Below are 21,647 nucleotides of genomic sequence, written 5' to 3' on the forward strand. Positions count from 1 at the left end.
GTTCGTCAGGGTGGAAACCGGAAGTTCGACGCGAACCCAACAGAGAGCTCGCCGGCTGTTCACGGCTGCTCTACGCGCTCAGTCCTCGGACAAGCCGGCCAGAGAACTATCAGAAGCGACGCGGGATCAAGGGACGTGCGACGCCGAGTCAGTGGCGATGAGCGGTTTTAATAGGCGGGAAAATGAACCGCCAGAGAAAAGGTTCAACGCGAACATTGACGGCGTCAGCGAACCAGCGCTACGCGCAAGCAGAATTGCCGAAGAGATCGTCGCGGCCGCTTGAAGCCGGTCGCGGCTAACGAGTCCGGCCGGGTCAGTCTGAGACAATTTCGTATTGAAGAAGCTGGGCGTCGCCGAGGGTCGACCTCAGTCCAGGCGAGATGACGCCAGAGCCGAAGAGGAGAGTATCCTCGCGCCGTACGAATACTTCATGGCCGGGTCCCATCGACACAAATGTGCCCGACGAGCTTCGCTCGATAAGCCGGGCCTTGCCATTCGAAATGGTGAAGGTCGCGTGGTGCCTTGAGACCCAGGGCCGCTCGACGACAATATTACATTCCGGAGATCGGCCGATCGTCACGAATTCGTTGTTTCGACAGGATTGCACCTGATCTCCATAGCGAATGACCAGATTGATCTGCGGCGGCGGGGCGGAGCGCCTATCGATAATGGTGCCTCGGCTGGTGATCTGCGTACCGAGCGCCCCATCCTCGCTCCACAGGGTATAGACATCGAAGAGTTCTTGCTTCCCTTTCAAGGCCATTTTGTCGAGGAGCCGTAATGTCTTGCGGCTTCTCGCGGAAAGGGCTTCGAAGAAGCTCTGGCTGATCAGGACCTCCCCGGGGTTCGCCGTGGTGGACAACCTTGCGGTGACATTGACAACGTCGCCGAAGACCGCGCTCCGCGCGCGAATGACCGCCCCGAAATGCAATCCGATCCGGGCGCGCAACGGCCCTTTCGTCAGTTGGCTGCTGATTTGGGAGACGGCCCTCAGCGCGCCCTCCGGCCTCTCGAACAGGCTGAGCACGTCATCGCCCTTCGAGTAAATGAAATCACCGCCGTGCCGGGCGACAATCTCGCGCATCGCGTCGAGGCAATCCGAGACCTGTTGCAGAGCGGCATCGTCGCCGATGCGCTCATAGAGGGGCGTGCTGCCCACGACATCAGCTAAGAGGACTGCGGCTAGAAGTCTTTCCTGATCCATTGATCTCGTTCCCGCCCCGAGAACGCAGCATATATAACACACCAAAGTTGCCTTTGATTTATCTACTTGCGCGCCTGGGGGGCCGGGGCGGTGCTTCGGCGTGATCGTCTTGGACGGACAGGCGTCTGCCTTCACTCATCCCGCCAAATCACGCGCTTTTCCCATCGGATCTGCACTAGGCGCCGGAAGCGGATCGTGTTGGCCTGCTCGCCGGCCGGATGGAATAGCTGCGCGCTCATCCACTCCCGACTTTTGCATTGCTGGCAACGGACCTTATCCCGCACGTCGTCGATCGTGACGTTGCCGATCACCTCCCGCAACTCGAGCGGCTTGTAGTAGCGCGTGACGTTGCAGCGCGCGCAGCGGATGCCCGCCACCTGCCCGGGGTCATGGGCATGCGTCAGGGTCCAGGCGCTGGCTTTAGCCCGGTGGCGGGGCAGCCACAGGATGGACATTTCAGCCCACATGGAAAATGATCATGTTGCCATGCACAACACTGCAGTGCTCTGATCTCGACGAGAAGCCTGAGCGTAGAAGCGGATCAACCGACCTCCGGGTCCAGCGAGCGAGGACGCAAATGGACGCCCCAGAGAATGGGCAATTGCATCGCGACGCGGGCGGGCGACCCCGTCGATCGGCCGGCTGGCTTGCCCGCGCCGCCGTGTTGGCGGCATTCCTGCTCGGCATGGCTTTCAGCAGCACTGCGTTTGCGCAGGACCAGCAGCTACCCGTGGTGACGGCGGCCAAGCCGGTGGTCCGTGAAATCGTCGAAGACGACGAGTTCGTCGGGCGCTTCGAAGCCGTCGACCAGGTCGCCATCCGTTCGCGCGTCAGCGGCTATCTGGACAAGGTCAGCTTCCAGGACGGCGCACTGGTCAACAAGGGCGACCTGCTCTTCACCATCGACCAGCGTCCGTACCAGGCGGCTTATGATGCCGCCAAATCGCAAGTGGACGTCGCCAAGAGTCTGCTCGAGTTCTCCAAGATGCAGCTGGATCGCGCCGACGAACTCGCCAAGACCGGCAATATCTCAACCGCGACGGTCGACGACCGCCGGCGGGAATACCTTTCGGCGCAGGCGCAGATGCAGGGCGCGACGGCTGCGCTGACGACGGCCAGCCTGAACATGGAATTCACCGAGATCAAGGCGCCCTTGTCCGGCCGCATCGACCGCCGGCTGGTGTCGGTCGGCAACCTCGTGCAGCCGGATTCCACCTTGCTGACGACCATCGTTACGCGCGATCCGATCGACTTCTATTTCGACGTCGATGAGCGCCTGTATTTCAGCTACGCCCGGGACGCGAAGGAGCGTGGCGGCAGCATGCAGGAAGGCGCCGGCGGGCTCGAGGTGGTGGTTCGCGTCGCCGACCGCGCGGAGGCGGTATTCAAAGGCAAGCTCGATTTTGCCGAGAACCGGATCGACAACGCGACCGGCACCATGCGGGTGCGTGCAAGGTTTCCCAACGCCGACGGCATTCTCCAGCCAGGCATGTTCGGGCGCATCAACGTGCCGGGGTCGCTGCCGCATAGCGGCGTGCTGGTGCCCGACGAGGCGATCGGCGCCGATCAGGATCGCCGCATCGTGTTCCTGGTGGATCAGGCCGGGATGGTGTCGGCGAAGCCCGTGCGCACCGGCCCGCATCTCGACGGCTACCGGGTGATCCGCGAGGGCCTGACCGGCGACGAGACGATCATCGTCAACGGGCTGATGCACGCCAGGCCCGGCACCAAGGTGAAGGTCGAGATGGTGACGTTGCCGCCCAAGGCCGAGACCGCCGAGTTGCAGCAATGAGGTTCGCACATTTCTTCGTCGACCGTCCGATCTTCGCATCGGTCGTTTCGATCGTCCTGCTGATCCTCGGCGGGATTGCTTATACCCAGCTGCCGGTCGCGCAATATCCCGAGATCGCGCCGCCGACCATTGTCGTTCGCGCGCAGTATCCGGGCGCCGACGCCGAGACGGTCGCAGCGACGGTGGCAACGCCGATCGAGCAAGAGATCAACGGCGTCGAGGGCATGCTCTATATGTCGTCCTATTCGTCTGGCGACGGGGCGATGGCGCTGACCATCACCTTCAAGCTGGGCACCGATCTCGACCGGGCGCAGGTGCTGGTGCAGAACCGCGTGTCGGTCGCCGAGCCGCGCCTGCCCGAAGAAGTCCGCCGCCTCGGCATCACCACCACCAAGAGCTCGCCCGACCTGATGATGGTCGTGCACATGCTGTCGCCCGACAATACCTACGACCAGCTCTACGTCTCGAACTACGCCCGCTCGCGGGTGCGCGACATACTGCTCAGACTCGACGGCATCGGCGACCTTATCATCTTCGGCGAACGCGAATATTCGCTGCGCATCTGGCTCGATCCGGAAAAACTGTCCGCCCTGGGGATGACCTCGGGCGATGTGGTGCAGGCGCTGCGCGACCAGAACGTCCAGGTGTCGGGCGGCTCGATCGGCGCGCCGCCGACCAGCACCGGCACGGCGTTCCAGTACACGGTCACCACGCAAGGCCGCTTCAACGACGCACGCGACTTCCGATACGTGATCGTCAAATCGACCGACGACGGCCGCCTGATCTCGCTGCAGGACGTGGCGCGCATCGAGCTCGGCGCCAAGGATTACGTCACCAACTCCTATCTCAACGGCAAACCGGCGGTGGCGCTCGCCATCTTCCAGCGGCCGGGCACCAATGCGCTCGCCGCAGCCGCGGAGATCCAGGACAAGATGAAGGAGCTTTCCCGCGACTTCCCGAAGGGGTTGAGCTACGACATCGTCTACAATCCGACCGAGTTCGTCGCCGAGTCGATCCAGGAGGTCTACAAGACGATCCTCGAGGCGATGCTGCTGGTCATCATCGTCATCATCGTCTTCCTGCAATCGTGGCGCATGGCGATCGTGCCGATCGTGGCGATCCCCGTGTCGCTAATCGGCACGCTGGCGGTGCTTTACGCCGCCGGCTTCTCGCTCAACATGCTGACGCTGTTCGGCCTCGTTCTGGCGATCGGCATCGTCGTCGACGATGCGATCGTCGTGGTCGAGAACGTCGAGGGCAATATCGCCAGTGGGCTGGCGCCCAACCCGGCGTCGCACCTGACCATGGACGAAGTCGGAACGGCGGTCATCGCGATCTCGCTGGTGCTGATAGCCGTGTTCGTACCGACAGCCTTCATCCCCGGCATTTCTGGGCAGTTCTACCTGCAATTTGCGATCACCATCGCGGTGTCGACGGCGATCTCGGCATTCAATTCGCTGACGCTTTCGCCGGCGCTGGCCGCACTGCTGTTCAAGCCGCACCACGCCGCGGCGGCGCCGCCGCGCTTTTTCCTGGCGCGGTTCGGACGGGCGCTCGCCGACGGCTTCAATCGCGGCTTCGACAGGGTCGCCCATTGGTATTCGAGCATCATCCGCGTGCTGGTCGGCTCGTGGACAACGATCGCCGCCATGCTGGGCGTTTTCGCGGCCCTCATCTACGCCACGGTCTACATGGTGCAGGCGGTGCCGCGCGGTTTCATTCCGTCGCTCGACCAGGGCTATGCGATCGTCGTCGTCCAGTTGCCGGACGGCGCCTCGCTGTCGAGGACCGATGCGGTCATCCAGCAGGCGTCGCAGATCATCCAGAAAACGCCAGGCGTCGACTACGCAGTCGCCTTCGCCGGCTTCTCCGGCGCGACCTTCACCAACGCCAGCAACGCGGGCGTGATCTTCGCCAGGTTCAAGCCGTTTGACGAGCGACTGAAAGCCGGCCAGTCGGCGACCCAGGTCATCGGCAATCTGTTCGGCAGCCTGCAAAGCATCAAGGAAGCTTTCATTATCGCATTGCCGCCGCCGCCGATCCGCGGCGTCGGCAATGCCGGCGGCTTCAAGCTGCAGATCCAGGAGCGCAACAGCGCCGACATGCGGCAGATCCTGGCGCTTGCCTACGAAATCGCCGGCAAGGCCAACAAGACGCCGGGGCTGACGGGCGTGTTCACCACGTTCTCAGCGTCGAGCCCGCAATTCTTCCTGGCGATCGATCGCGACAAGGCGCGCATCCTGAACGTGCCGATCCCCAACATCTTCGAGACGCTGTCGATCAATTTGGGCACCGCCTACGTCAACGACTTCAACGCTTTCGGGCGCGTCTACCAGGTGCGGGCGCAGGCCGACCAGGCGTTCCGCCTCGATCGCGCCGACATCTTGAAACTGAAGGTGCGCTCGGCGACCGGCGCGCTGGTTCCGCTCGGCACGTTGATCGAGATCCGCGACGTCACCGGACCGGCGCTGGTCCAGCGCTACAACATGTACGTCTCGGTGCCGCTGCAGGGCAACGCCGCGCCCGGCGTTTCCACGGGCGACGCGCTGGCATTGATGGAAGGGATCACGGCAAAGACGCTGCCGGCCGGTACCTCCTATGAATGGACCGAGCTCGCCTATCAGGAGCGCAACACCGGCAATGCCGCTGTCTATATCTTCGGACTGTCGGTGCTGTTCGTGTTCCTGGCGCTGGCGGCGCAATATGAAAGCTGGGTGCTGCCGTTCGCCATTGTGCTGGTGGTGCCGCTCGGCGTGCTCGCGGCGTTGCTCGGCGTGTCTTTCCGAGGGCTGGACAACAACATCCTCGTGCAGATCGGCCTCATCGTGCTGATCGGGCTTGCCGCCAAGAACGCGATCCTGATCGTCGAATTCGCGCGACAGGCGCAGGAACGCGGCCTGTCGGCCGCCGAGGCTGCCGTCGAAGCCTGCCGGCTCAGGCTGCGGCCGATCCTGATGACCGCCTTCTCGTTCATCCTCGGCGTCGTCCCGCTGATGATCGCAACGGGCCCGGGCGCAGAAATGCGTCAGTCGCTCGGCACCGCGGTGTTCTCCGGCATGCTCGGCGTCACCTTCGTCGGCCTGTTCCTGACGCCGGTGTTCTACGTCACGCTCAGGTCGCTGTTTTCACGGCGCAAGCCCCGTGCCGAGGCCGAGCCTTCGGGGCCGGCAGAGGCGCCATCGGAGACGGCCGCCGAGTAGGTTTACGAATTCGCCGCGTCGGGCGCGGCTTATCACTCCAGAAAATCGGCGCGACGCGCTGCACTCGACCCCAACAAACGATCAGATTGGGGTCAGTTGTCTGCGTCAACATCTTCGTTACTGGCGGACGTGAGACCAATAAGTGATTGGTCAGAAATAAGGGGTTCGAGTCCACGTCCCCTTCAGAAAATGGTATAAAAATCAGCCACTTACGCGGTCGTTTTGGTAGGCCCGGAGGACATATTAAGATCATTGATTTTATTGGCTTTTTCGTGGGCCAAATCAGAAATCTTCCCGTATCGTTCCGTATGGTTCCGCTATCGACCTCGTCCAGTCCAATTTCACTGGCCTATACGCGCCCTAGAGAAGTCCTCTCGCAGAACGGTGCGTGAACCTCTCGATTCACACCGCTCCCATCAGGCAAACGTATTCGTTCCGAACGACTTCCAGTGCACAAACAGTCCTGGATTTTCCCGCGCCAGCTTTCTCACGAAGAGGCTGGCACGCGTCTTATGGGACTGAAAGCGCTTGAACTTACGCATGATCCACGCCCTGATCTTCCGGTTAACGTAGTCAGCCAGAGTGGACAGGGCCGAACGGCTGTAGCGGCCATAATAGGCTATCCATCCGCGAAGGAGTGGATTGAGCTGTTGGGCGATTTCAGCCAGCGTCCCCGGCGTCTGCCGCGGGATGTTCAAGTCCTGAACTGAAAGTCAGGGACTGCGCCCAGAAACGGACAGCTTTTGATCAGCCCCGGCCAGTTGCGAAAAATCGGATCTGGCCAGCACCCCAGCTATCCTGGCAAAGCTGACAAATGCCTGTCGCGCCTGTTCGGTTGTCATTTGCCCGGCGATTGCGGCGTTGCAGCTCCTCACCGCGCAGCTGTATACCGGTCCCCGACGGGCCTTCGGCCATTGATTCAAGAATATGAGCGCCTCCCGCACCGAGTTGATGTCGTGTCTCACGTCATTGGTCTTAACCTGCACGGGGGCAAGGAAAGCCAGACTGGTCATTGGTTACCTCCCTGCGGTTGCATGGTTGATTCAGCATCCCATGACGGCTCTTTCGTTTGAGGCTGTTGGACGTCATTTGACCATCCTCGCTATCTGCGAGGGCCGGGGCTCGACGAGCCCCGGCCTTCCTTCGCGACCGTCATTTGTTGCCGTTGATTGCAATGCGCTTGGCGTTTGCCTGCGCCTTTTTGGTCTTCGGCAGTGTCACGGTGAGCACACCGTTCTTGAACGTGGCCGCGACCCTGTCGTCTTCAACCTCACGTCCGAGACTGAAGCGCCGCTCAAAACGCCCATAATAGCGTTCGCTGAACTGGCGATCTTTGTCCTCGGTCTCTGCATTCTTCTCGCCGCGAAGCGTCAGAACACCATCATCCAGCATGACCTCGATGTCGTTCTCCTCAAGGCCTGGGATTTCAGCCGTCACCCGGATTTCCTTATCGGTTTCCGAGAACTCCACGCTTGGCCAAGTGCCGTTGAGAGGGGCCATGCGGCCCAGTACCGAAGGCGTTTCAAAACCGCGAAACACGTCATCGAATAGACGGTTGACATTGCCGTGCAAAGACAGGAACGGATCCATGTCGTCACTGCGATAAATGCTCGGTGCCCGGCTGCCGCCACGGCTCCAGGGAATCAAGTCACGTACGCTCATTTGTCCTACTCCTTTCCGTGTTTTTGGGTCCCGGAACCCACCCACGACAGGACTGGGTCTGCTGCAGGCCGACCGCCAAAGATCAGGCCGCCGCGCTTTCAATGCGCTTGGCCGCCGCCTTCTTGTCGGTCTCGACATTGATCGCGATGCGGCGCGGCTTCATCTCCTCGGGAATTTCTTTCTTGAGGTCGATGATCAGCAGACCGTTTTCGAGCTTTGCCCCGACAATGGTCACATGATCGGCTAGTTCGAAGCGGCGCGCGAACGATCTCAAAGCCAGGCCATGATGGAGGTACTGAACCTCGTCGTTCTCTGTCTTGGCGCCCTCGATCACGAGCATATTTGGCTCATGCGTGATCGTAAGCTCGTCTTCACCGAAACCGGAGACCGCAAAGACAATGCGGTAGGTGTCTTCGCCGAGCTTGGCTATGTCGTAGGGCGGCCAGTTGTCCGCGTTCCGTGGTGGACTGGCGTTTTCGAGCAGGTTGAAAATGCGGTCAAAGCCGATGCTCGACCGGTAGAAGGGGGAAAAGTCCAGGTTCGTTCTCATAACTACATCCTCCTTGGAGCAACATAGATACGAGGGAACGCCAAGATCCTGACGCTCCCTGACACATCGGCCCCTTACGTGGCGACCGACAAAGATGAGTTGGGAATCGATTTCCGCGGCGTCAAGAGGGACCGCTAAAGCAGTTTCGCGACCGCCTTCGAATGGCTGTGGCAAGCGCTCCATCGAATCTGCTTCGCCGGTATTTCGAACGGAGGAAAAGGATGACTATGACACGTCAAGACGTTGTTTCGTTCTCGGACGCGTTGACGAGGTGGCGATCGCGCAGATCGCGTCCGGTGCCTCGCTCGAGGAGATAAGAGGCATGGGCGAGCCATGTACGACCGCTGCCGGGAACACGGGTGGCAGCGCTAATCGACCTGATCGAGCCCGACGACGAAGGCGACCTGGCAGATCCGGTCCAAGGGGACCCGGACGAAGCGTGAAGAGGCTGGCAGGTCCTGCCATTCAGGCAGACGCGCTTAATCGTGCGATCCGCTTGGTAAGTTGTCTGTGCTGAAGGCATCTATATGAACAGACAACGACAAGAGGCTCGGCTTTCCCCTCCCCTTGCCCCGGTGGCGCATCGCTTTGATGCTGCGGCGGTGGATTGCCGCCGCAGTGATTCTAGCCCTGACTATCTAAAAGATGGTCTATTTTGCTGATCTTCGGCCCTGTCATCCACCGTGGCGCTGCGGGCAGGTCCTCGATGACGGCGACCCTGCGTGCCCAAGTCGTAAAGGCCTTGTTCGCCGACTCGACAGACTTCCGGCCATCGTACGCGGAGTAGCATGCATCCGACGCCGCAGCGTGGAGGAGGCCGCGCCTTTCAACCGGCCATTCTTCCAGAAACTCTATCGCATCCATGACACAGCCGATCTTTTGGACAACATGGCCCTCGTCTCTTACGAAAACCGGTTGTTTGAACGTCGCGCTTTCCATAGTGACCTCCCTTCAAACCATGGGGCAACTGAATCCTGCCTCACCGTGCGGGGCTCCCTGCAAACGATGCCGGCGAGCTTGGTGAACGCCATGGCAAACCACGGCGGAAACGGAATTTTCAAAGAACATCGTTTCCATGCGATCCTTCCGCTGTTCAACTCGACATCCGGCAAGCCGCGCTGGAGGCATAAAAAGAGATTGGAAACGCCTCTTTTCAGTTCAAGGGAAGCGGACCCGGCGCCGGCTATTGAATGGTGAAAATGCCGTCCAGGGCATGCCATTCGGAAGGCCGGATCAGGCGGTGATGGGCGACGCGCACGGAATGGAGCGCGCCTTCGAGTTCGCGCTCCCAGTAATTCGGAAACCCTTTGAGAGTCGGGAATTCCGGTGCGAGATCGTATTCCTGCCAAACGTAGAGCTGCAACAGGCTTGGATGGTCGGGGAGATGGTAGTGGATCTCCGCGGTTGTGAGACCGTAGCTCTCCATTTGCAGCCGGAATTCCGTGCTGACCATGCTTCTCTCCTTCCTAGCTGCGTTCAGGCATCAAGGCAATGCAGGCGTTCTCGGGCCCGCCGTTCCTTGAAGTCACAGCCTACCTCGGACCGACTATCGTCCAGTCGGCGAAGTGCATCCATGACGGCGTCAAACGTCACCGGGCTCGCAGCACCCGGTGGCTTTCGCAGCGCAGGCATGGATTCGACGGCGCAAGCATCCGACGCCCATGAGGCAAGAATGGCGCGCTTTCCCTGAGTGTCGAGCGTACGGTCGCCCACCACTTCATCGGGGTGATTAAAGTGCCGCGCCGGAAACAGCAGGCGGTCAAGCGAAGGATCAGAGGCTTCAGGGGCGATCGAGGGGATGTTTTTCGACAAGGTTCGTTCCATCGACAGTCTCCGTTTCCTAACAATCTCCTTGGCATCGTTGGTGTTGCAGTGACCCCTTTCGGGACTCCAACCGCAAAAAATTTCGATGAGTTCGGGTCGAATTTCAAGACCTGAAATCGCGCGCCCCAGCGAAAATAGCTTCATGAATTCATGTCCCTAGCACTCTTGAATGCAGAGTGCCAAAATTTTTCCAGCGACACCTTGAAACTCGAAAATTCCAAAACTAGCTCGATATGCGCGCGATGCCTGAAAAAGGGGTCGCGGCGCCCCGCACCGGCCCGATATTCCCGGTCCGGTGTGGAGGAACCTCAAAAATCTGTTTGCCCTGAAGGAGAACGATATGACGTTCCGTCCATTGCATGACCGTATCCTGGTCCGCCGCATCGAAGCCGAGGAGAAGACGGCCGGCGGCATCATCATCCCCGACACCGCCAAGGAGAAGCCGCAGGAGGGCGAGGTGATTGCCGTCGGCCCAGGCGCTCGCGACGAGAGCGGCAAGCTCACGCCTCTCGACGTCAAGATCGGCGATCGCATCCTGTTCGGCAAGTGGTCCGGCACTGAGATCAAGCTCAACGGCGAGGACCTGCTGATCATGAAGGAAAGCGACGTGATGGGCGTGATCGAGCAGACCGCGGCGGTCAAGAAGGCCGCCTGACCGAGGCTCTGGTCCAACCGCAATCCAGGCAATGAGACTGCCTATTGAAGGAGTGATCCGATGGCTGCCAAGGAAGTGAAATTCCATTCCGACGCCCGCGAGCGCATGTTGCGCGGCGTCAACATCCTCGCCGACGCGGTGAAGGTGACGCTCGGCCCCAAGGGCCGCAACGTCGTCATCGACAAGTCGTTCGGCGCCCCGCGCATCACCAAGGACGGCGTCACCGTCGCCAAGGAGATCGAGCTTGAGGACAAGTTCGAGAACATGGGCGCGCAGATGGTGCGCGAGGTCGCCTCGAAGACCAGCGATATCGCCGGCGACGGCACCACGACCGCAACCGTTCTTGCGCAGGCGATCGTTCGCGAAGGCGCCAAGGCGGTCGCGTCGGGGATGAACCCGATGGACCTGAAGCGCGGCATCGACAGGGCCGTAGAAGCCGTCGTGGCTGAGCTGAAGACCAATGCCCGCAAGGTGACCAGAAATGACGAGATTGCCCAGGTCGGCACCATCTCGGCCAATGGCGACGCCGAGATCGGCCGGTTCCTGGCCGAGGCGATGCAGAAGGTCGGCAACGAAGGCGTCATCACGGTCGAGGAAGCCAAGACCGCCGAGACCGAGTTGGAAGTCGTCGAAGGCATGCAGTTCGACCGCGGCTATCTCAGCCCGTATTTCATCACCAACCAGGACAAGATGCGCGTCGAGTTGGAAGAGCCCTATGTGCTGATCCACGAGAAGAAACTGTCCAACCTGCAGGCACTGCTTCCGGTGCTGGAGGCCGTGGTGCAGTCGTCCAAACCGCTGCTGATCATCGCCGAGGATGTCGAGGGCGAGGCGTTGGCGACGCTGGTCGTCAACAAGCTGCGCGGTGGCCTTAAAGTCGCCGCCGTCAAGGCGCCCGGCTTCGGCGACCGCCGCAAGGCGATGCTGGAGGATATTGCCATCCTCACCGGCGGCACCGCCATCAGCGAGGATCTCGGGATCAAGCTGGAGAACGTCACGCTGGAAATGCTGGGCCGCGCCAAAAAGGTGGTGGTCGAGAAGGAGAACACCACGATCGTCGACGGCGCCGGCAAGAAGGAGGAGATCCAGGGTCGCGTCACGCAGATCAAGGCGCAGATCGAGGAGACCACCTCCGACTACGACAAGGAAAAGCTGCAGGAGCGTCTGGCCAAGCTCGCCGGCGGCGTCGCGGTGATCCGCGTAGGCGGCTCGACCGAGGTCGAGGTCAAGGAGCGCAAGGACCGCGTCGACGATGCCATGCATGCGACGCGCGCTGCGGTGGAGGAAGGCGTATTGCCAGGTGGCGGCGTGGCGCTTCTGCGTGCGGCCAAGGCACTGGACAACGTGCAGGCCGAGAATGAGGACCAGAAGCACGGTATCGAGATCGTGCGCCGCGCGATCGAAGCGCCGGTGCGGCAGATCGCCGAGAACGCCGGTGCAGAAGGCTCGATCATCGTCGGCAAGCTACGCGAGAAGCCGGAGTTCGGCTGGGGCTGGAACGCACAGACCAACGCGTTTGGCGACCTCTACAACGAGGGCGTCATCGATCCGGTGAAGGTGGTGCGGACCGCGCTCCAGGATGCGGCATCGGTTGCCGGCCTTCTGGTGACTACCGAGGCGATGGTTGCCGAGAAGCCGAAGAAGGAACCCGCGGTTCCGGCAATGCCCGGCGGCATGGACTTCTGACGAGAAACGGCGGTGTCCGCGCCCATGAGGCGCGGGCACCTGACAAATGGATAGAGCCATGAACGTGATGAACTTAACCGTGATCACGCCGCCATCACGCGCGGCCACCGATCTGAACTACGAAGCGGATTTGAAGGTTGCGCTCGACCCGGTGCTGGAAGATTTGCTCGACAGAACCGAGGCTGCGGGTTGGGACCGGCGAAAAGCAGCGTATACGATTATGTTTCTGGCCGCTCGCAAACTCACGGACACCAGACCGAGCCCAGAAATCGCACCTTCAGTGAGTTGATGCCCGCCGCGCCCGGAAGGGCCCGGCGTTCTGACAATCGAACTGGTGCACGCCGGCACGAATTCACGGATCGGACAATGGGGTCCGGTCCACAAGGCAGACCCGATAGCCAGCTGGCCGCGCCGAGAGGAGCAATCTACGTTTCGGGGCCGAAAAAATGACTGTGCGATCGTCAAGTTACATCGGCGTGTTCGCCGCATTCTATCTCGCGCTTACTCCAATGCCGGCTTACCCGGCCGCAGCCGAGCCCGTCGTCAGCACCACCACCCAGCGATCGCTGCCGGACGTCCTTGAACAGGTGACGCCTGCGGTGGTCAACATTGCCGTCACCTCGAATTCGCCTGGGCAAAGCAATCCGCTTTACAACGATCCCTTCTTCCGTCGCTACTTCGATACCCCTGAGGCACAGCCCAGGCTGAGCGCCGGCTCCGGCGTCATTGTGGATGCCGAAAAGGGTCTTATCCTGACCAATCATCACGTCGTCGCCGATGCCGGTGAGATCTCGGTGACGCTCAAGGATCGCCGCCGTTTCAAAGCAGAACTTGTCGGCAGCGATCAGGCGACCGACATCGCCGTGCTCAGGATCAAGGCAAGCAAGCTCACGGCGCTTCCTTTCGGTGACTCCGATACACTTCGCGTGGGCGACACCGTTGTGGCGATCGGCAATCCATTCGGCCTTGGCCAGACAGTGACGTCAGGGATCGTCAGCGCGCTCGGCCGCAGCGGCATCAACATCGAAGGCTATGAGGATTTTATCCAGACCGATGCCTCGATCAACCCCGGCAATTCCGGCGGGGCGCTTGTAACTGCCGATGGAAAGCTGGTCGGCATAAACACTGCGATCATAGCGCCGGCCGGCGGCAATGTTGGCATTGGCTTTGCCGTTCCGATCGCGATGGTGTCATCGGTGATGAGGCAACTGATCGACCATGGCGAAGTGCGCCGCGGCCGCATCGGCGTTGCTGTACAGGACCTCACGCCAGACCTTGCGGATGCCCTCAAACTTACCGACAATTCGGGCGCCGTCGTCGGCAGCGTCGAAGACGGTTCTCCGGCCGCCAGCGCTGGCCTCCAAGCCGGCGATGTGATTGTCAGCGTCGATAACCACCCGATCTCCGGCTCGGCTGATCTGAGAAACCGCATCGGTCTGACACCGGTCGGATCGGATGTGGCCGTCGAATATCTGCGCGATGGCGCCCGCAAGAGCGTGACCATTCGTATCGCGCCGGAGAACGCGGCGGCCTCCGCGCCCGCGCTAGCGGATCGTCTGCAAGGCGCGCAGTTCCAGGATGCGGCCGGCAATGTGGTTGTCTCGCGCGTCGAGGAGGACAGCGCCGCCGCCCGGGCGGGCTTGCGCGCCGGCGACGTCATCGTTGCGATCAACCGCAAGTCAGTGTCCACAGTGGCCGAACTGAAAGCTGCGTTGCGCGAGACAAGCGGGACGATCGCCCTGGATCTGTTTCGCGGTGGGGTAAAGTTGTTCCTAGTGGTTCGCTAGCAGCGCCAGAGCACTTAAAACCGTTCATCGACTGGGAGAAGGAGATGAGGAATTCTGTTCGATGGATCCTTGCCGCGGGAGCGGCCATAGCTGCGGCATTTGCGCCGGTTCCGGCATTCACGCAGGCACAACCGGCAACGGCGCCAAGTCATGAATTGACGGGTTTCTGGCTGACGACGCCCCATCCGGAACTGGCGATCCCACCGGGCAAAACCGAAACAATTCCGCTTACCTTGCGCAACGCGAACCTGCCACCGCAACGCGCTGAACTGGACGTTTCGGGCGTTCAGTTCGCTGGCTCACTGCGAGCGCCGCAAGCCCGGCCACTCTACTTGAAACCGAGTCTGGCTCCTCCACTTTTAGAGCGTGCCAATTTCGCGAACGTGGAAGCGCCAGGGCATGAGCCTGCTGACCACAGACAATTCAACAGCGCAAATCGCCCTGCTGGAGCCGAGCGTCTTCCTCTTCGTTTTCAGATGAAGGGAGATGGAAATGGCAAAGGTTGTTTGTGTCCTCTATGACGATCCGGTCGACGGATATCCGACCACCTATGCGCGGGGCGGCCTCCCGAAGCTCAAGCGCTATCCGGGCGGCCAGACGCTTCCCGCGCCGAAGGCGATCGATTTCCAGCCGGGCGCCCTACTCGGCAGCGTGTCCGGCGAACTGGGCCTACGGAAATTCCTCGAAAGCAACGGCCACAGCTTGGTGGTGACCTCGGACAAGGATGGTCCCGACAGCGTGTTCGAACGTGAGCTCTTGGATGCCGAGATCGTCATTTCGCAGCCTTTCTGGCCTGCCTATTTGACCGCGGAACGCATCGCCAAGGCAAACAGGCTGAAGCTCGCAATCACGGCCGGCATCGGGTCCGACCACGTTGACCTACAGGCCGCGATGGACCGCAACGTCACGGTTGCGGAGGTAACCTATTGCAACTCGATCAGCGTGTCCGAACATGTGGTCATGATGATCCTCAGCCTCGTGCGGAACTACATCCCTTCCTACCAGTGGGTCGTGAAAGGCGGCTGGAACATCGCCGACTGCGTCGCACGTTCTTATGATGTCGAGGGGATGGAGATCGGTACAGTCGGTGCCGGGCGGATCGGCAGCGCGGTGCTGCGCCGCTTGAAGCCATTCGACGTCAAGCTGCACTATACCGATCGCCACCGGCTTCCCGAGGCGGTCGAAAAGGAACTCGGTGTCACATTCCACAAGACGGCGGCGGAAATGGTGCCTATCTGCGATGTCGTTACCATCAACGCGCCGCTGCATCCGGAGACGGAAAACCTCTTCGACGACAAGATGATCGCCAGGATGAAGCTCGGCGCTTATCTGGTGAACACCGCACGCGGCAAGATCTGCAATCGGGACGCGGTTGCCCGTGCTCTCGAGACCGGGCAGCTTGCAGGCTATGCCGGCGACGTCTGGTTCCCGCAGCCTCCGCCTAAAGACCATCCCTGGCGGTCGATGCCGCATCACGGCATGACGCCGCACATCTCTGGATCATCGCTGTCCGCCCAGGCGCGTTATGCCGCCGGCACTCGCGAGATTTTGGAATGCTGGTTCGAAGGCAAGCCAATCCGCGAGGAATATCTGATCGTCGCCGGCGGCAAGCTCGCCGGCGCCGGCGCGCACGCCTACACCGCAGGAGATGCGACGCGCGGGTCTGAAGAGGCCGCAAGTTTCAAGACCTGAACGCGGCCGGCGATTCCGGACGCCCTCCGGACGGCCGCACAGCTGCGGGGTGCGTGGTTGGTGTCTCTCGGACTTCGGTGGTGCATTCGCCCGATGGCCTGCATCGCCGCAACGCCCGAATGGTGTCCGGGCGGGCCGCGTGAAATCATTAGGAGCAGAAACTGGCGGTGGAGCCTGAACGAAGATCACCGACACCGTTGCGGTGTTCAAAGGGCTTGGCCAGGCTAGTGGCGAAAATCCGACGCTTTGGTACCCGAAATCGTCACAGCACATGGCGCAGGCGCCGACCTTTAGCATTAGGGCCCACTCTGATGCTCCGGCACACGTGACGGCGGATGCCATCGACCAATTGCAGGTACTGGCGTAAGCATGCCGTGGCGACGGATTCTGTCTCGTGCGCTAACCTTGATTTGCGGACTGGATGCAGCCCAGAGCGTCAAGCCGAGAGCTTGATGCTCCAGTTCTCAGTTTCATCCTCTTTGGTGAGCCACCACATCGAAAATCACCGATTCCTAAGGCTGTCCCGGAAACATGGCCGGGACAAAAAGAGAGAACTGCTCGCGCCAGCCTGCTGGTAGCAAACTAATTCGCCCGTGAACACGCAGTTTTGGCACGAAGCGGAGGACTGGGTCGGGTTGGAAAGTGGAGGCTCGGGGAAGCACTCCGGCGGTGGCTGTGCCGTTTCTTTCTGGTGGCGTGCGCTGGCCTGGCGATACAGGAACATCGGATCTCGGCCCATTCTGATCGATGCCTGTGCCGGAGGAGCCCTGATCGGCACGCGATCTGAAATCTGTCCTGCGAGTTTTGACCAGGCGACGTGATCCGGAACGACGTCGACCGCTGCGCGCACCGTCAGCCGAAGTACCGGGCGAAGCGACCTCGGCACCAGCGGAGGCTTGTTCATTATGTCAAGGAACTGGAATACGGTCAGCGACCGCTCGAGTGTCGGTCTGGTCTTGGTGCAGGACGTTCCACTCGACATTTGGGACCTAGGGTGCGCCGACTGCTGCAACGAGCGCCCGGGTCCCAACCGCCTGTCGAGGGCAACCGATTCGTCGGAGCGACGATATCTCGGCACAGCGCCCTGTGCTAGACTCTGAGGCGGGAGAAACGGCGGGTCGCGCCGAGCAGCCCGCACGCCTTCCTTTCAAGGGAGGATGAAATGGCCCACTATGTGCTGCTTGCCGACTTCACGGATCAGGGTGCCAAGGCAGCCAAGGACACCGTGAAGCGGTCTGAGGCATTTCGGCAAATGGCGGAGAAGAGCGGAGTGAAGGTGCAGGCGCTCTTCTGGACGCTTGGCCAGTACGACGTGGTCGCGGTCGCCGAGGCGCCTGATGATAACACTGCCACGGCGCTGAGCCTTTCACTCGCGTCGCTCGGCAATGTCCGCACTCAGACATTGAGAGCGTTCGATGCCGAGGAAATGAAGAAGATCATTGCAAAGATGGTCTGAACCATCGTCATCGGATCGCGCCGGTCCGCGCAAGCGGGGCATGACGGGCCGGCGCGGCCCCTCCGCTGTGCCTAGAGCACGAAGAACCCAATCGTTGCCAGTGCCATGGCTGCCACCGTCAGCCCTCCGCCCAGCACCATCCACCAGGGCGCTGTCAGCCGACCCATGATGCGCGGGCTCCTGACCATCATCACCATCATTGCCGTCAGTGGCGTGGCGAGGATGCCGTTGATGACAGCGCTCCAGTGGAGGGCGCTGATCGGATCGAGCGCGGTGAAGCTGAGAGCGATGCTGCCGAGGGTCGCTGCGGCAATCGTAGCATAGAAAGCCTTGGCCTCGCGCGGGCGCCGATCGAGGCCCTCCGGCCAGCGGAACATCTCCGCCACGGCATAGGCGGCCGAGCCCGCGATCTGCGGACTTCGCGCCTTCGGCACGCCGACGAAAGCTCTCTGTGGCCTGAAATGTCCGATCTCGCTTGACCCGTGGGCTCCTACCGCCCTAGCGGTTGTAGACGACATACGCCAACGAAAGATGAGGCCCAGATGAGAGCCCTGCGCGTTCTTTCAGATGCCTTCATCCCCGAACTCCCGAACCACTACAGAGGCAAGGTCCGCGAGAATTACGATCTGCCGGACGGCCGCCGGATCATCATCGCTACTGATCGCCTGAGTGCCTTCGATGTCATCTTGACCGCGATTCCGTTCAAGGGAGAGCTTCTGACCCAGATGGCTCGCTACTGGTTCGAAGAAACCGCCGACATCTGCCCGAACCATGTGCTCGACTATCCGGACCCCAATGTCGTCGTCGGTACCCGGCTCGACATTCTGCCGGTCGAAATCGTCGTTCGCGGCTATCTCGCCGGCACCACCAGCACATCGATCCTGACGAAATACAAGAGCGGCGAACGCGACATGTACGATATCCGCCTACCGGAGGGACTTCGCGATAATGAGAAACTTCCCGAGGCGATCATCACACCGACCAGTAAGGCTCTCGATGGTGGCCATGACCAACCGTTGTCCCCAACCGAAGTCCTCGCGCAGGGCCTGTTGACGGAAGAACAATGGAACGTTGTCTCCCGCTATGCGCTGTCGCTGTTCGCGCGCGGCCAGGCGCGCGCCGCCGAACGCGGTTTGATCCTTGTCGACACGAAATACGAGCTCGGCACGGATAAGGACGGGACGATCGTTCTTGCCGATGAAATCCATACGCCTGACAGCAGCCGCTACTGGCTTGCAGAAAGCTACGAGGAGAGTTTCAAAAAAGGCGAGCGGCCGCGCAGCTTTGACAAAGATTTCATCCGCGCCTGGGTGACGGCGCGCTGCGATCCTTACAAGGACCCGATTCCGGAAATCCCAGCCGAGCTCATCGAGCAGACGTCGCGAGTCTATATACAAGCCTACGAAGCCATCACCGGGAAAGTCTTCGTCCCCGATCCTTCCGGCGCGACGGTGCTGGACCGCATTCGGAAGAATCTGGAGCCTTACTTCCGATGATGGTGCGACGATCGCCATGCGTGAGGCCGCGCCGCCAGTCTGACCCGCCCACAATGAGCATACCCGTCGTGACGGGACTTCCGCTTTGGGTCGGATCGCGACCTTCGCTGCGTCCAAGGCAATGTCCGGAGTTGGCGCGACCTGCTCGTTCTGGCAGATGAGCCAACGGCACCTTTCCCCCCACCCATTGCTGCCCTTCCTGGGCCGTTTCTCCTTCCCGAAACCCGACGTCGAGCGCAACCAGCGCTCCTGACCCTATGCAGACCTCAAGCGCACTGAGGCGATGGTCTGCTTCGGGACCCAAAGATAACCCTAGGTCGGCAACCACCGCGGCGTCGCCCCGGCTTCGGCCGCTGACGAAGGGGCCGTCACGGTCTTATCGCCGATCAACCGTATTAGATGGTGAGATCGAGCACCTTCTGCCAGCGTGGATCGTTGTGAAGCGGGTCGAAATCGGAGTCGTGCAGAACCCAAGCCTTCATTTCATGGTTGGCCCGCGGCATCACCCTTTCGAGCAAGTCGAACGCCCGATCGCAATCGCCAAGCATGCAATGAAAGCAAGCAAGGTTGTATTGGGTCAGGACGTCATCGGGATCGATGGCCTGCGCGCGCGCCGCCCACTCCTTTGCCCGATCGAACTCTCCCAATCCTAAGAGTGCGTTGGCGCCGAGATAGGCGGGCCGGGCATTTTCAGGGTTCCTCGCCAGTTGCCGCTCCGCGCGCTCGATGGCTCTGCGAGCCGTCTCCAATCTGTCGACATATCGCCCGAGCGAGCGATAGACCTGCATGAGCAACATCGATGACTGATAGTCATTGGGGTCGATCTCGGCCGCGCGCTCCCAGTGAGTGGCGGCCGTCTCCAGCTTACCCTGTGCGAAGCAGCAGCGGGCGTAGAAGTAATGTGCTTCGAACAGATTGGGATTGCCTGCGATCGCCCGTTCAAACGCCGTTTCGGCCTCCTTGTAGCGTTGGCCGACCGCCAAGGCGAGTCCGCGGGAGGCGTGCGCTTCGGCCAGACCGCTGTCGATCTCGAGCGCCCTCGCAGCGTTGGCGAGGATGCCCTCGAGCGAAACCTCCTCGCTATAGTCGAGAAAGAGGAACGAGTCGCAATCGGCGGTACCGGCATAGGCGCGCGCATAGAGCGGGTCGAGTTCGATCGCCATGGCGAACATTCGCCTGGCCAGCCTGTAATATGATTTCGAACCGCGGTGGAAAAACTCCCGCCCCCTGAGATAGTAAGTATAGGCCTCGACATTCTCAGTCGGCGCCAGCTCGATCGCCTCTTTTTCTTCCGGCAGCAGCTTGACCTTCAGCTGGTCGACGATGGTGTGAGTGATCTCGTCCTGGATCGCAAAAATATCGGTCAGATCGCGATCGTAGCGGTCAGCCCAGACATGCCCACCATCCGCACCATCGATGAGCTGTCCGGTGACGCGCACGCGCGACCCAACCTTGCGCACGCTACCCTCCAGAACAAATCTGACGCCGAGTTCCTGTGCTGCCTGCTGTACCCTGATAGGCTTGCCCTTGTAAGTGAACACCGTGTTGCGGGCGATGACGTGCAGCCCCGAGATCTTCGACAGGTCGGTGATGATGTCCTCGGTGATGCCGTCGGAAAAGTATTCCTGCTCGGGGTCGCCGCTCATGTTGTTGAAGGGAAGGACGGCGATCGACGGCTTTTCCTTCGCCGGCCCCGACTTGGGTTGCGCAGCGCCGCTCGTCACACGTGGCGGCGGAGCGGCCTGGAAGAGGTTGACGTTGTAGACCCTGACCGGCCGCTCGATGTTCTTGAGCGCCTGCTCGCCGGTGTCCTCGAACGTCAGATCGAGCCGGTTGCCGACATTGTCGCGGACCGACCCGGATACTGCGATGCCGCCCGGCCTGGCGATGCTTTCGATGCGCGCCGCGATGTTGACGCCGTCGCCATAGATGTCGTTGTCCTCGAAGATGATGTCGCCGAGATGGATGCCGATGCGGAACTCGATGCGACGGTCCTCCGCCACTTCGACGTTGCGCTCGCGCATCTTGCGCTGGATCTCCGTGGCACAGGCAACGGCGTTCACCACGCTCGGGAACTCGACAAGCATACCGTCGCCGGTGAGCTTGACGATGCGGCCCTGGTGCTCGGCGATCTTGGCGTCGGCCATCTCGCGCCGATGCGTCTTAAGAGCCGACAGCGTACCAGCCTCATCCAGCCCCATGAGGCGGCTGTAGCCAACCGCATCGGCGGCGAGGATCGCAGTAAGCCGGCGCTCCATGAGGAAATCCGGATTTTCAGAGAAGCCTAAGGTATCAGGTTCAGCGGTTCGTGCCATATCTAAATCCCGCTGGCGCGCCGCCCTGGGTATCACCAGAGGATTTGTGGTTCGGAAACGGTTCGATTAACCGAACCTGCGCCTCCGCGGGAACCGCTTGGCTCTTTTGGCAGGCCGACCGCGCCTGCGTCCAAAACTGATGTCCGGAATTGGCAGCGCTAAACCGACGTTGGCGCCACGATCTGTGCAGGTCCGCAATGGCGCAACCTTGCCCTACAGTTTCACTGTCGGCGACGACTGCTCTTGGGCAGTGGAAAAGGTGTCCTCAACGGCCGACATTGTGAAGGGTTACGGATGCCGGCCCTCTACTGAGGTGCCGTGGCTCCGG

Annotated in this window: 22 protein-coding genes; 11 read left to right on the plus strand and 11 right to left on the minus strand. The window is 61.2% G+C overall.

From position 1 onward, the window contains the following. Positions 1–283, plus strand: a 283-nt coding sequence (locus AU465_RS35985; protein WP_210325258.1) for a hypothetical protein, incomplete at its 5' end; no start/stop codon positions are given. A gap of 30 nt (positions 284–313) precedes the next feature. Here AU465_RS35985 and AU465_RS26250 read toward each other — a convergent pair. After that, entirely contained in the window at positions 314–1,204 is an 891-nt protein-coding gene (locus AU465_RS26250; protein ID WP_192254710.1) for an adenylate/guanylate cyclase domain-containing protein, read from the minus strand. 131 nt (positions 1,205–1,335) lie between these two features. Then, complete coding sequence (locus AU465_RS26255; RefSeq protein ID WP_192254712.1) at positions 1,336–1,659, minus strand: hypothetical protein; 324 nt, start codon at positions 1,657–1,659, stop codon at positions 1,336–1,338. A gap of 230 nt (positions 1,660–1,889) precedes the next feature. Here AU465_RS26255 and AU465_RS26260 point away from each other — a divergent pair, with 230 nt between their 5' ends. Together AU465_RS26260 and AU465_RS26265 are read left to right on the plus strand one after the other, a co-directional pair. Continuing rightward, positions 1,890–2,996 carry an efflux RND transporter periplasmic adaptor subunit gene (locus AU465_RS26260; RefSeq protein ID WP_192254738.1) on the plus strand — a complete coding sequence of 369 codons (1,107 nt, stop codon included), beginning with the start codon at positions 1,890–1,892 and terminating at the stop codon, positions 2,994–2,996. Next, a complete protein-coding gene (locus AU465_RS26265; protein ID WP_192254714.1) occupies positions 2,993–6,196 on the plus strand; it encodes an efflux RND transporter permease subunit in 3,204 nt (1,067 codons plus the stop codon). The genes AU465_RS26260 and AU465_RS26265 overlap by 4 nt, the downstream gene beginning before the upstream one ends. Positions 6,197–6,612: 416 nt before the next feature. On the opposite strand, the gene AU465_RS26270 is transcribed toward AU465_RS26265, so the two are convergent. The 5 genes from AU465_RS26270 to AU465_RS26290 all read right to left on the minus strand — a co-directional run bounded on the left by AU465_RS26270 (position 6,613) and on the right by AU465_RS26290 (position 9,272). Then, positions 6,613–6,894, minus strand: coding sequence for a group II intron maturase-specific domain-containing protein (locus AU465_RS26270; RefSeq protein WP_246506426.1), 282 nt, complete (start codon positions 6,892–6,894; stop codon positions 6,613–6,615). Between the two features lie 15 nt (positions 6,895–6,909). After that, on the minus strand, positions 6,910–7,209 hold the full coding sequence (locus tag AU465_RS26275; protein WP_192254716.1) for a DUF982 domain-containing protein: 300 nt from the start codon (positions 7,207–7,209) through the stop codon (positions 6,910–6,912). 139 nt (positions 7,210–7,348) lie between these two features. Then, positions 7,349–7,858, minus strand: coding sequence for an Hsp20/alpha crystallin family protein (locus AU465_RS26280; RefSeq protein ID WP_192254718.1), 510 nt, complete (start codon positions 7,856–7,858; stop codon positions 7,349–7,351). 82 nt (positions 7,859–7,940) lie between these two features. Continuing rightward, a complete protein-coding gene (locus AU465_RS26285; RefSeq protein WP_192254740.1) occupies positions 7,941–8,408 on the minus strand; it encodes an Hsp20 family protein in 468 nt (155 codons plus the stop codon). A 624-nt stretch (positions 8,409–9,032) separates the two neighbouring features. Continuing rightward, positions 9,033–9,272, minus strand: coding sequence for a DUF982 domain-containing protein (locus tag AU465_RS26290; protein ID WP_246506428.1), 240 nt, complete (start codon positions 9,270–9,272; stop codon positions 9,033–9,035). On the opposite strand from AU465_RS26290, the gene AU465_RS36760 reads away from it, so the two are divergent. Then, complete coding sequence (locus AU465_RS36760; protein ID WP_246506431.1) at positions 9,216–9,605, plus strand: hypothetical protein; 390 nt, start codon at positions 9,216–9,218, stop codon at positions 9,603–9,605. The genes AU465_RS26290 and AU465_RS36760 overlap by 57 nt on opposite strands. Here the strand turns inward: AU465_RS36760 and AU465_RS26300 are convergent. Together AU465_RS26300 and AU465_RS26305 are read right to left on the minus strand one after the other, a co-directional pair. Then, complete coding sequence (locus AU465_RS26300) at positions 9,592–9,861, minus strand: usg protein (protein WP_192254724.1); 270 nt, start codon at positions 9,859–9,861, stop codon at positions 9,592–9,594. The two genes, AU465_RS36760 and AU465_RS26300, sit on opposite strands and share 14 nt — an antisense overlap. Positions 9,862–9,884: 23 nt before the next feature. Then, entirely contained in the window at positions 9,885–10,232 is a 348-nt protein-coding gene (locus AU465_RS26305) for a hypothetical protein (RefSeq protein ID WP_192254742.1), read from the minus strand. 340 nt (positions 10,233–10,572) lie between these two features. On the opposite strand from AU465_RS26305, the gene groES reads away from it, so the two are divergent. The 6 genes from groES (at position 10,573) to AU465_RS26335 (ending at position 17,508) form a co-directional block, all read left to right on the plus strand. Further along, complete coding sequence (gene groES, locus AU465_RS26310) at positions 10,573–10,887, plus strand: co-chaperone GroES (protein ID WP_183462102.1); 315 nt, start codon at positions 10,573–10,575, stop codon at positions 10,885–10,887. 60 nt (positions 10,888–10,947) lie between these two features. Then, complete coding sequence (gene groL, locus AU465_RS26315; RefSeq protein ID WP_192254726.1) at positions 10,948–12,573, plus strand: chaperonin GroEL; 1,626 nt, start codon at positions 10,948–10,950, stop codon at positions 12,571–12,573. A gap of 58 nt (positions 12,574–12,631) precedes the next feature. Next, a complete protein-coding gene (locus tag AU465_RS26320; protein WP_192254728.1) occupies positions 12,632–12,862 on the plus strand; it encodes a hypothetical protein in 231 nt (76 codons plus the stop codon). A 157-nt stretch (positions 12,863–13,019) separates the two neighbouring features. After that, a complete protein-coding gene (locus AU465_RS26325) occupies positions 13,020–14,360 on the plus strand; it encodes a Do family serine endopeptidase (protein ID WP_192254730.1) in 1,341 nt (446 codons plus the stop codon). Positions 14,361–14,852: 492 nt separating this feature from the next. Then, a complete protein-coding gene (locus AU465_RS26330) occupies positions 14,853–16,052 on the plus strand; it encodes an NAD-dependent formate dehydrogenase (RefSeq protein ID WP_192254732.1) in 1,200 nt (399 codons plus the stop codon). Positions 16,053–17,214: 1,162 nt separating this feature from the next. Then, positions 17,215–17,508 carry a GYD domain-containing protein gene (locus AU465_RS26335; protein ID WP_192254734.1) on the plus strand — a complete coding sequence of 98 codons (294 nt, stop codon included), beginning with the start codon at positions 17,215–17,217 and terminating at the stop codon, positions 17,506–17,508. A gap of 71 nt (positions 17,509–17,579) precedes the next feature. Here the strand turns inward: AU465_RS26335 and AU465_RS26340 are convergent, their stop codons facing one another. After that, positions 17,580–17,942, minus strand: a complete 363-nt coding sequence (locus tag AU465_RS26340; protein ID WP_312891318.1) for a divalent metal cation transporter — start codon at positions 17,940–17,942, stop codon at positions 17,580–17,582. A gap of 117 nt (positions 17,943–18,059) precedes the next feature. Between AU465_RS26340 and AU465_RS26345 the strand changes: the two genes are divergently transcribed. Continuing rightward, positions 18,060–19,004: a phosphoribosylaminoimidazolesuccinocarboxamide synthase gene (locus tag AU465_RS26345; protein WP_192254744.1), complete on the plus strand. Its 945-nt coding sequence runs from the start codon at positions 18,060–18,062 to the stop codon at positions 19,002–19,004. 395 nt (positions 19,005–19,399) lie between these two features. On the opposite strand, the gene AU465_RS26350 is transcribed toward AU465_RS26345, so the two are convergent. Then, positions 19,400–21,319, minus strand: a complete 1,920-nt coding sequence (locus AU465_RS26350) for a TPR end-of-group domain-containing protein (RefSeq protein WP_376774903.1) — start codon at positions 21,317–21,319, stop codon at positions 19,400–19,402. Positions 21,320–21,647: the final 328 nt, after the last annotated feature.

The sequence above is a fragment of the Mesorhizobium silamurunense genome (assembly GCF_014843905.1).
Lineage (GTDB): Bacteria > Pseudomonadota > Alphaproteobacteria > Rhizobiales > Rhizobiaceae > Mesorhizobium > Mesorhizobium silamurunense.

Excerpts from the sequence above, each read along its gene's own strand:
- AU465_RS26265 (WP_192254714.1), top strand. The coding sequence starts at position 2,993 with ATGAGGTTCGCACATTTCTTCGTCGACCGTCCGATCTTCGCATCGGTC.
- AU465_RS26335 (WP_192254734.1), top strand. The coding sequence starts at position 17,215 with ATGGCCCACTATGTGCTGCTTGCCGACTTCACGGATCAGGGTGCCAAG.
- AU465_RS26305 (WP_192254742.1), bottom strand. The coding sequence starts at position 10,232 with ATGGAACGAACCTTGTCGAAAAACATCCCCTCGATCGCCCCTGAAGCC.
- AU465_RS26260 (WP_192254738.1), top strand. The coding sequence starts at position 1,890 with ATGGCTTTCAGCAGCACTGCGTTTGCGCAGGACCAGCAGCTACCCGTG.
- AU465_RS26275 (WP_192254716.1), bottom strand. The coding sequence starts at position 7,209 with ATGACCAGTCTGGCTTTCCTTGCCCCCGTGCAGGTTAAGACCAATGAC.
- AU465_RS26255 (WP_192254712.1), bottom strand. The coding sequence starts at position 1,659 with ATGTCCATCCTGTGGCTGCCCCGCCACCGGGCTAAAGCCAGCGCCTGG.
- AU465_RS26300 (WP_192254724.1), bottom strand. The coding sequence starts at position 9,861 with ATGGTCAGCACGGAATTCCGGCTGCAAATGGAGAGCTACGGTCTCACA.
- AU465_RS26325 (WP_192254730.1), top strand. The coding sequence starts at position 13,020 with ATGACTGTGCGATCGTCAAGTTACATCGGCGTGTTCGCCGCATTCTAT.
- groL (WP_192254726.1), top strand. The coding sequence starts at position 10,948 with ATGGCTGCCAAGGAAGTGAAATTCCATTCCGACGCCCGCGAGCGCATG.
- AU465_RS26290 (WP_246506428.1), bottom strand. The coding sequence starts at position 9,272 with ATGGATGCGATAGAGTTTCTGGAAGAATGGCCGGTTGAAAGGCGCGGC.
- AU465_RS26320 (WP_192254728.1), top strand. The coding sequence starts at position 12,632 with ATGAACGTGATGAACTTAACCGTGATCACGCCGCCATCACGCGCGGCC.
- AU465_RS26280 (WP_192254718.1), bottom strand. The coding sequence starts at position 7,858 with ATGAGCGTACGTGACTTGATTCCCTGGAGCCGTGGCGGCAGCCGGGCA.
- AU465_RS26330 (WP_192254732.1), top strand. The coding sequence starts at position 14,853 with ATGGCAAAGGTTGTTTGTGTCCTCTATGACGATCCGGTCGACGGATAT.
- AU465_RS26250 (WP_192254710.1), bottom strand. The coding sequence starts at position 1,204 with ATGGATCAGGAAAGACTTCTAGCCGCAGTCCTCTTAGCTGATGTCGTG.
- AU465_RS26285 (WP_192254740.1), bottom strand. The coding sequence starts at position 8,408 with ATGAGAACGAACCTGGACTTTTCCCCCTTCTACCGGTCGAGCATCGGC.
- groES (WP_183462102.1), top strand. The coding sequence starts at position 10,573 with ATGACGTTCCGTCCATTGCATGACCGTATCCTGGTCCGCCGCATCGAA.
- AU465_RS26350 (WP_376774903.1), bottom strand. The coding sequence starts at position 21,319 with ATGGCACGAACCGCTGAACCTGATACCTTAGGCTTCTCTGAAAATCCG.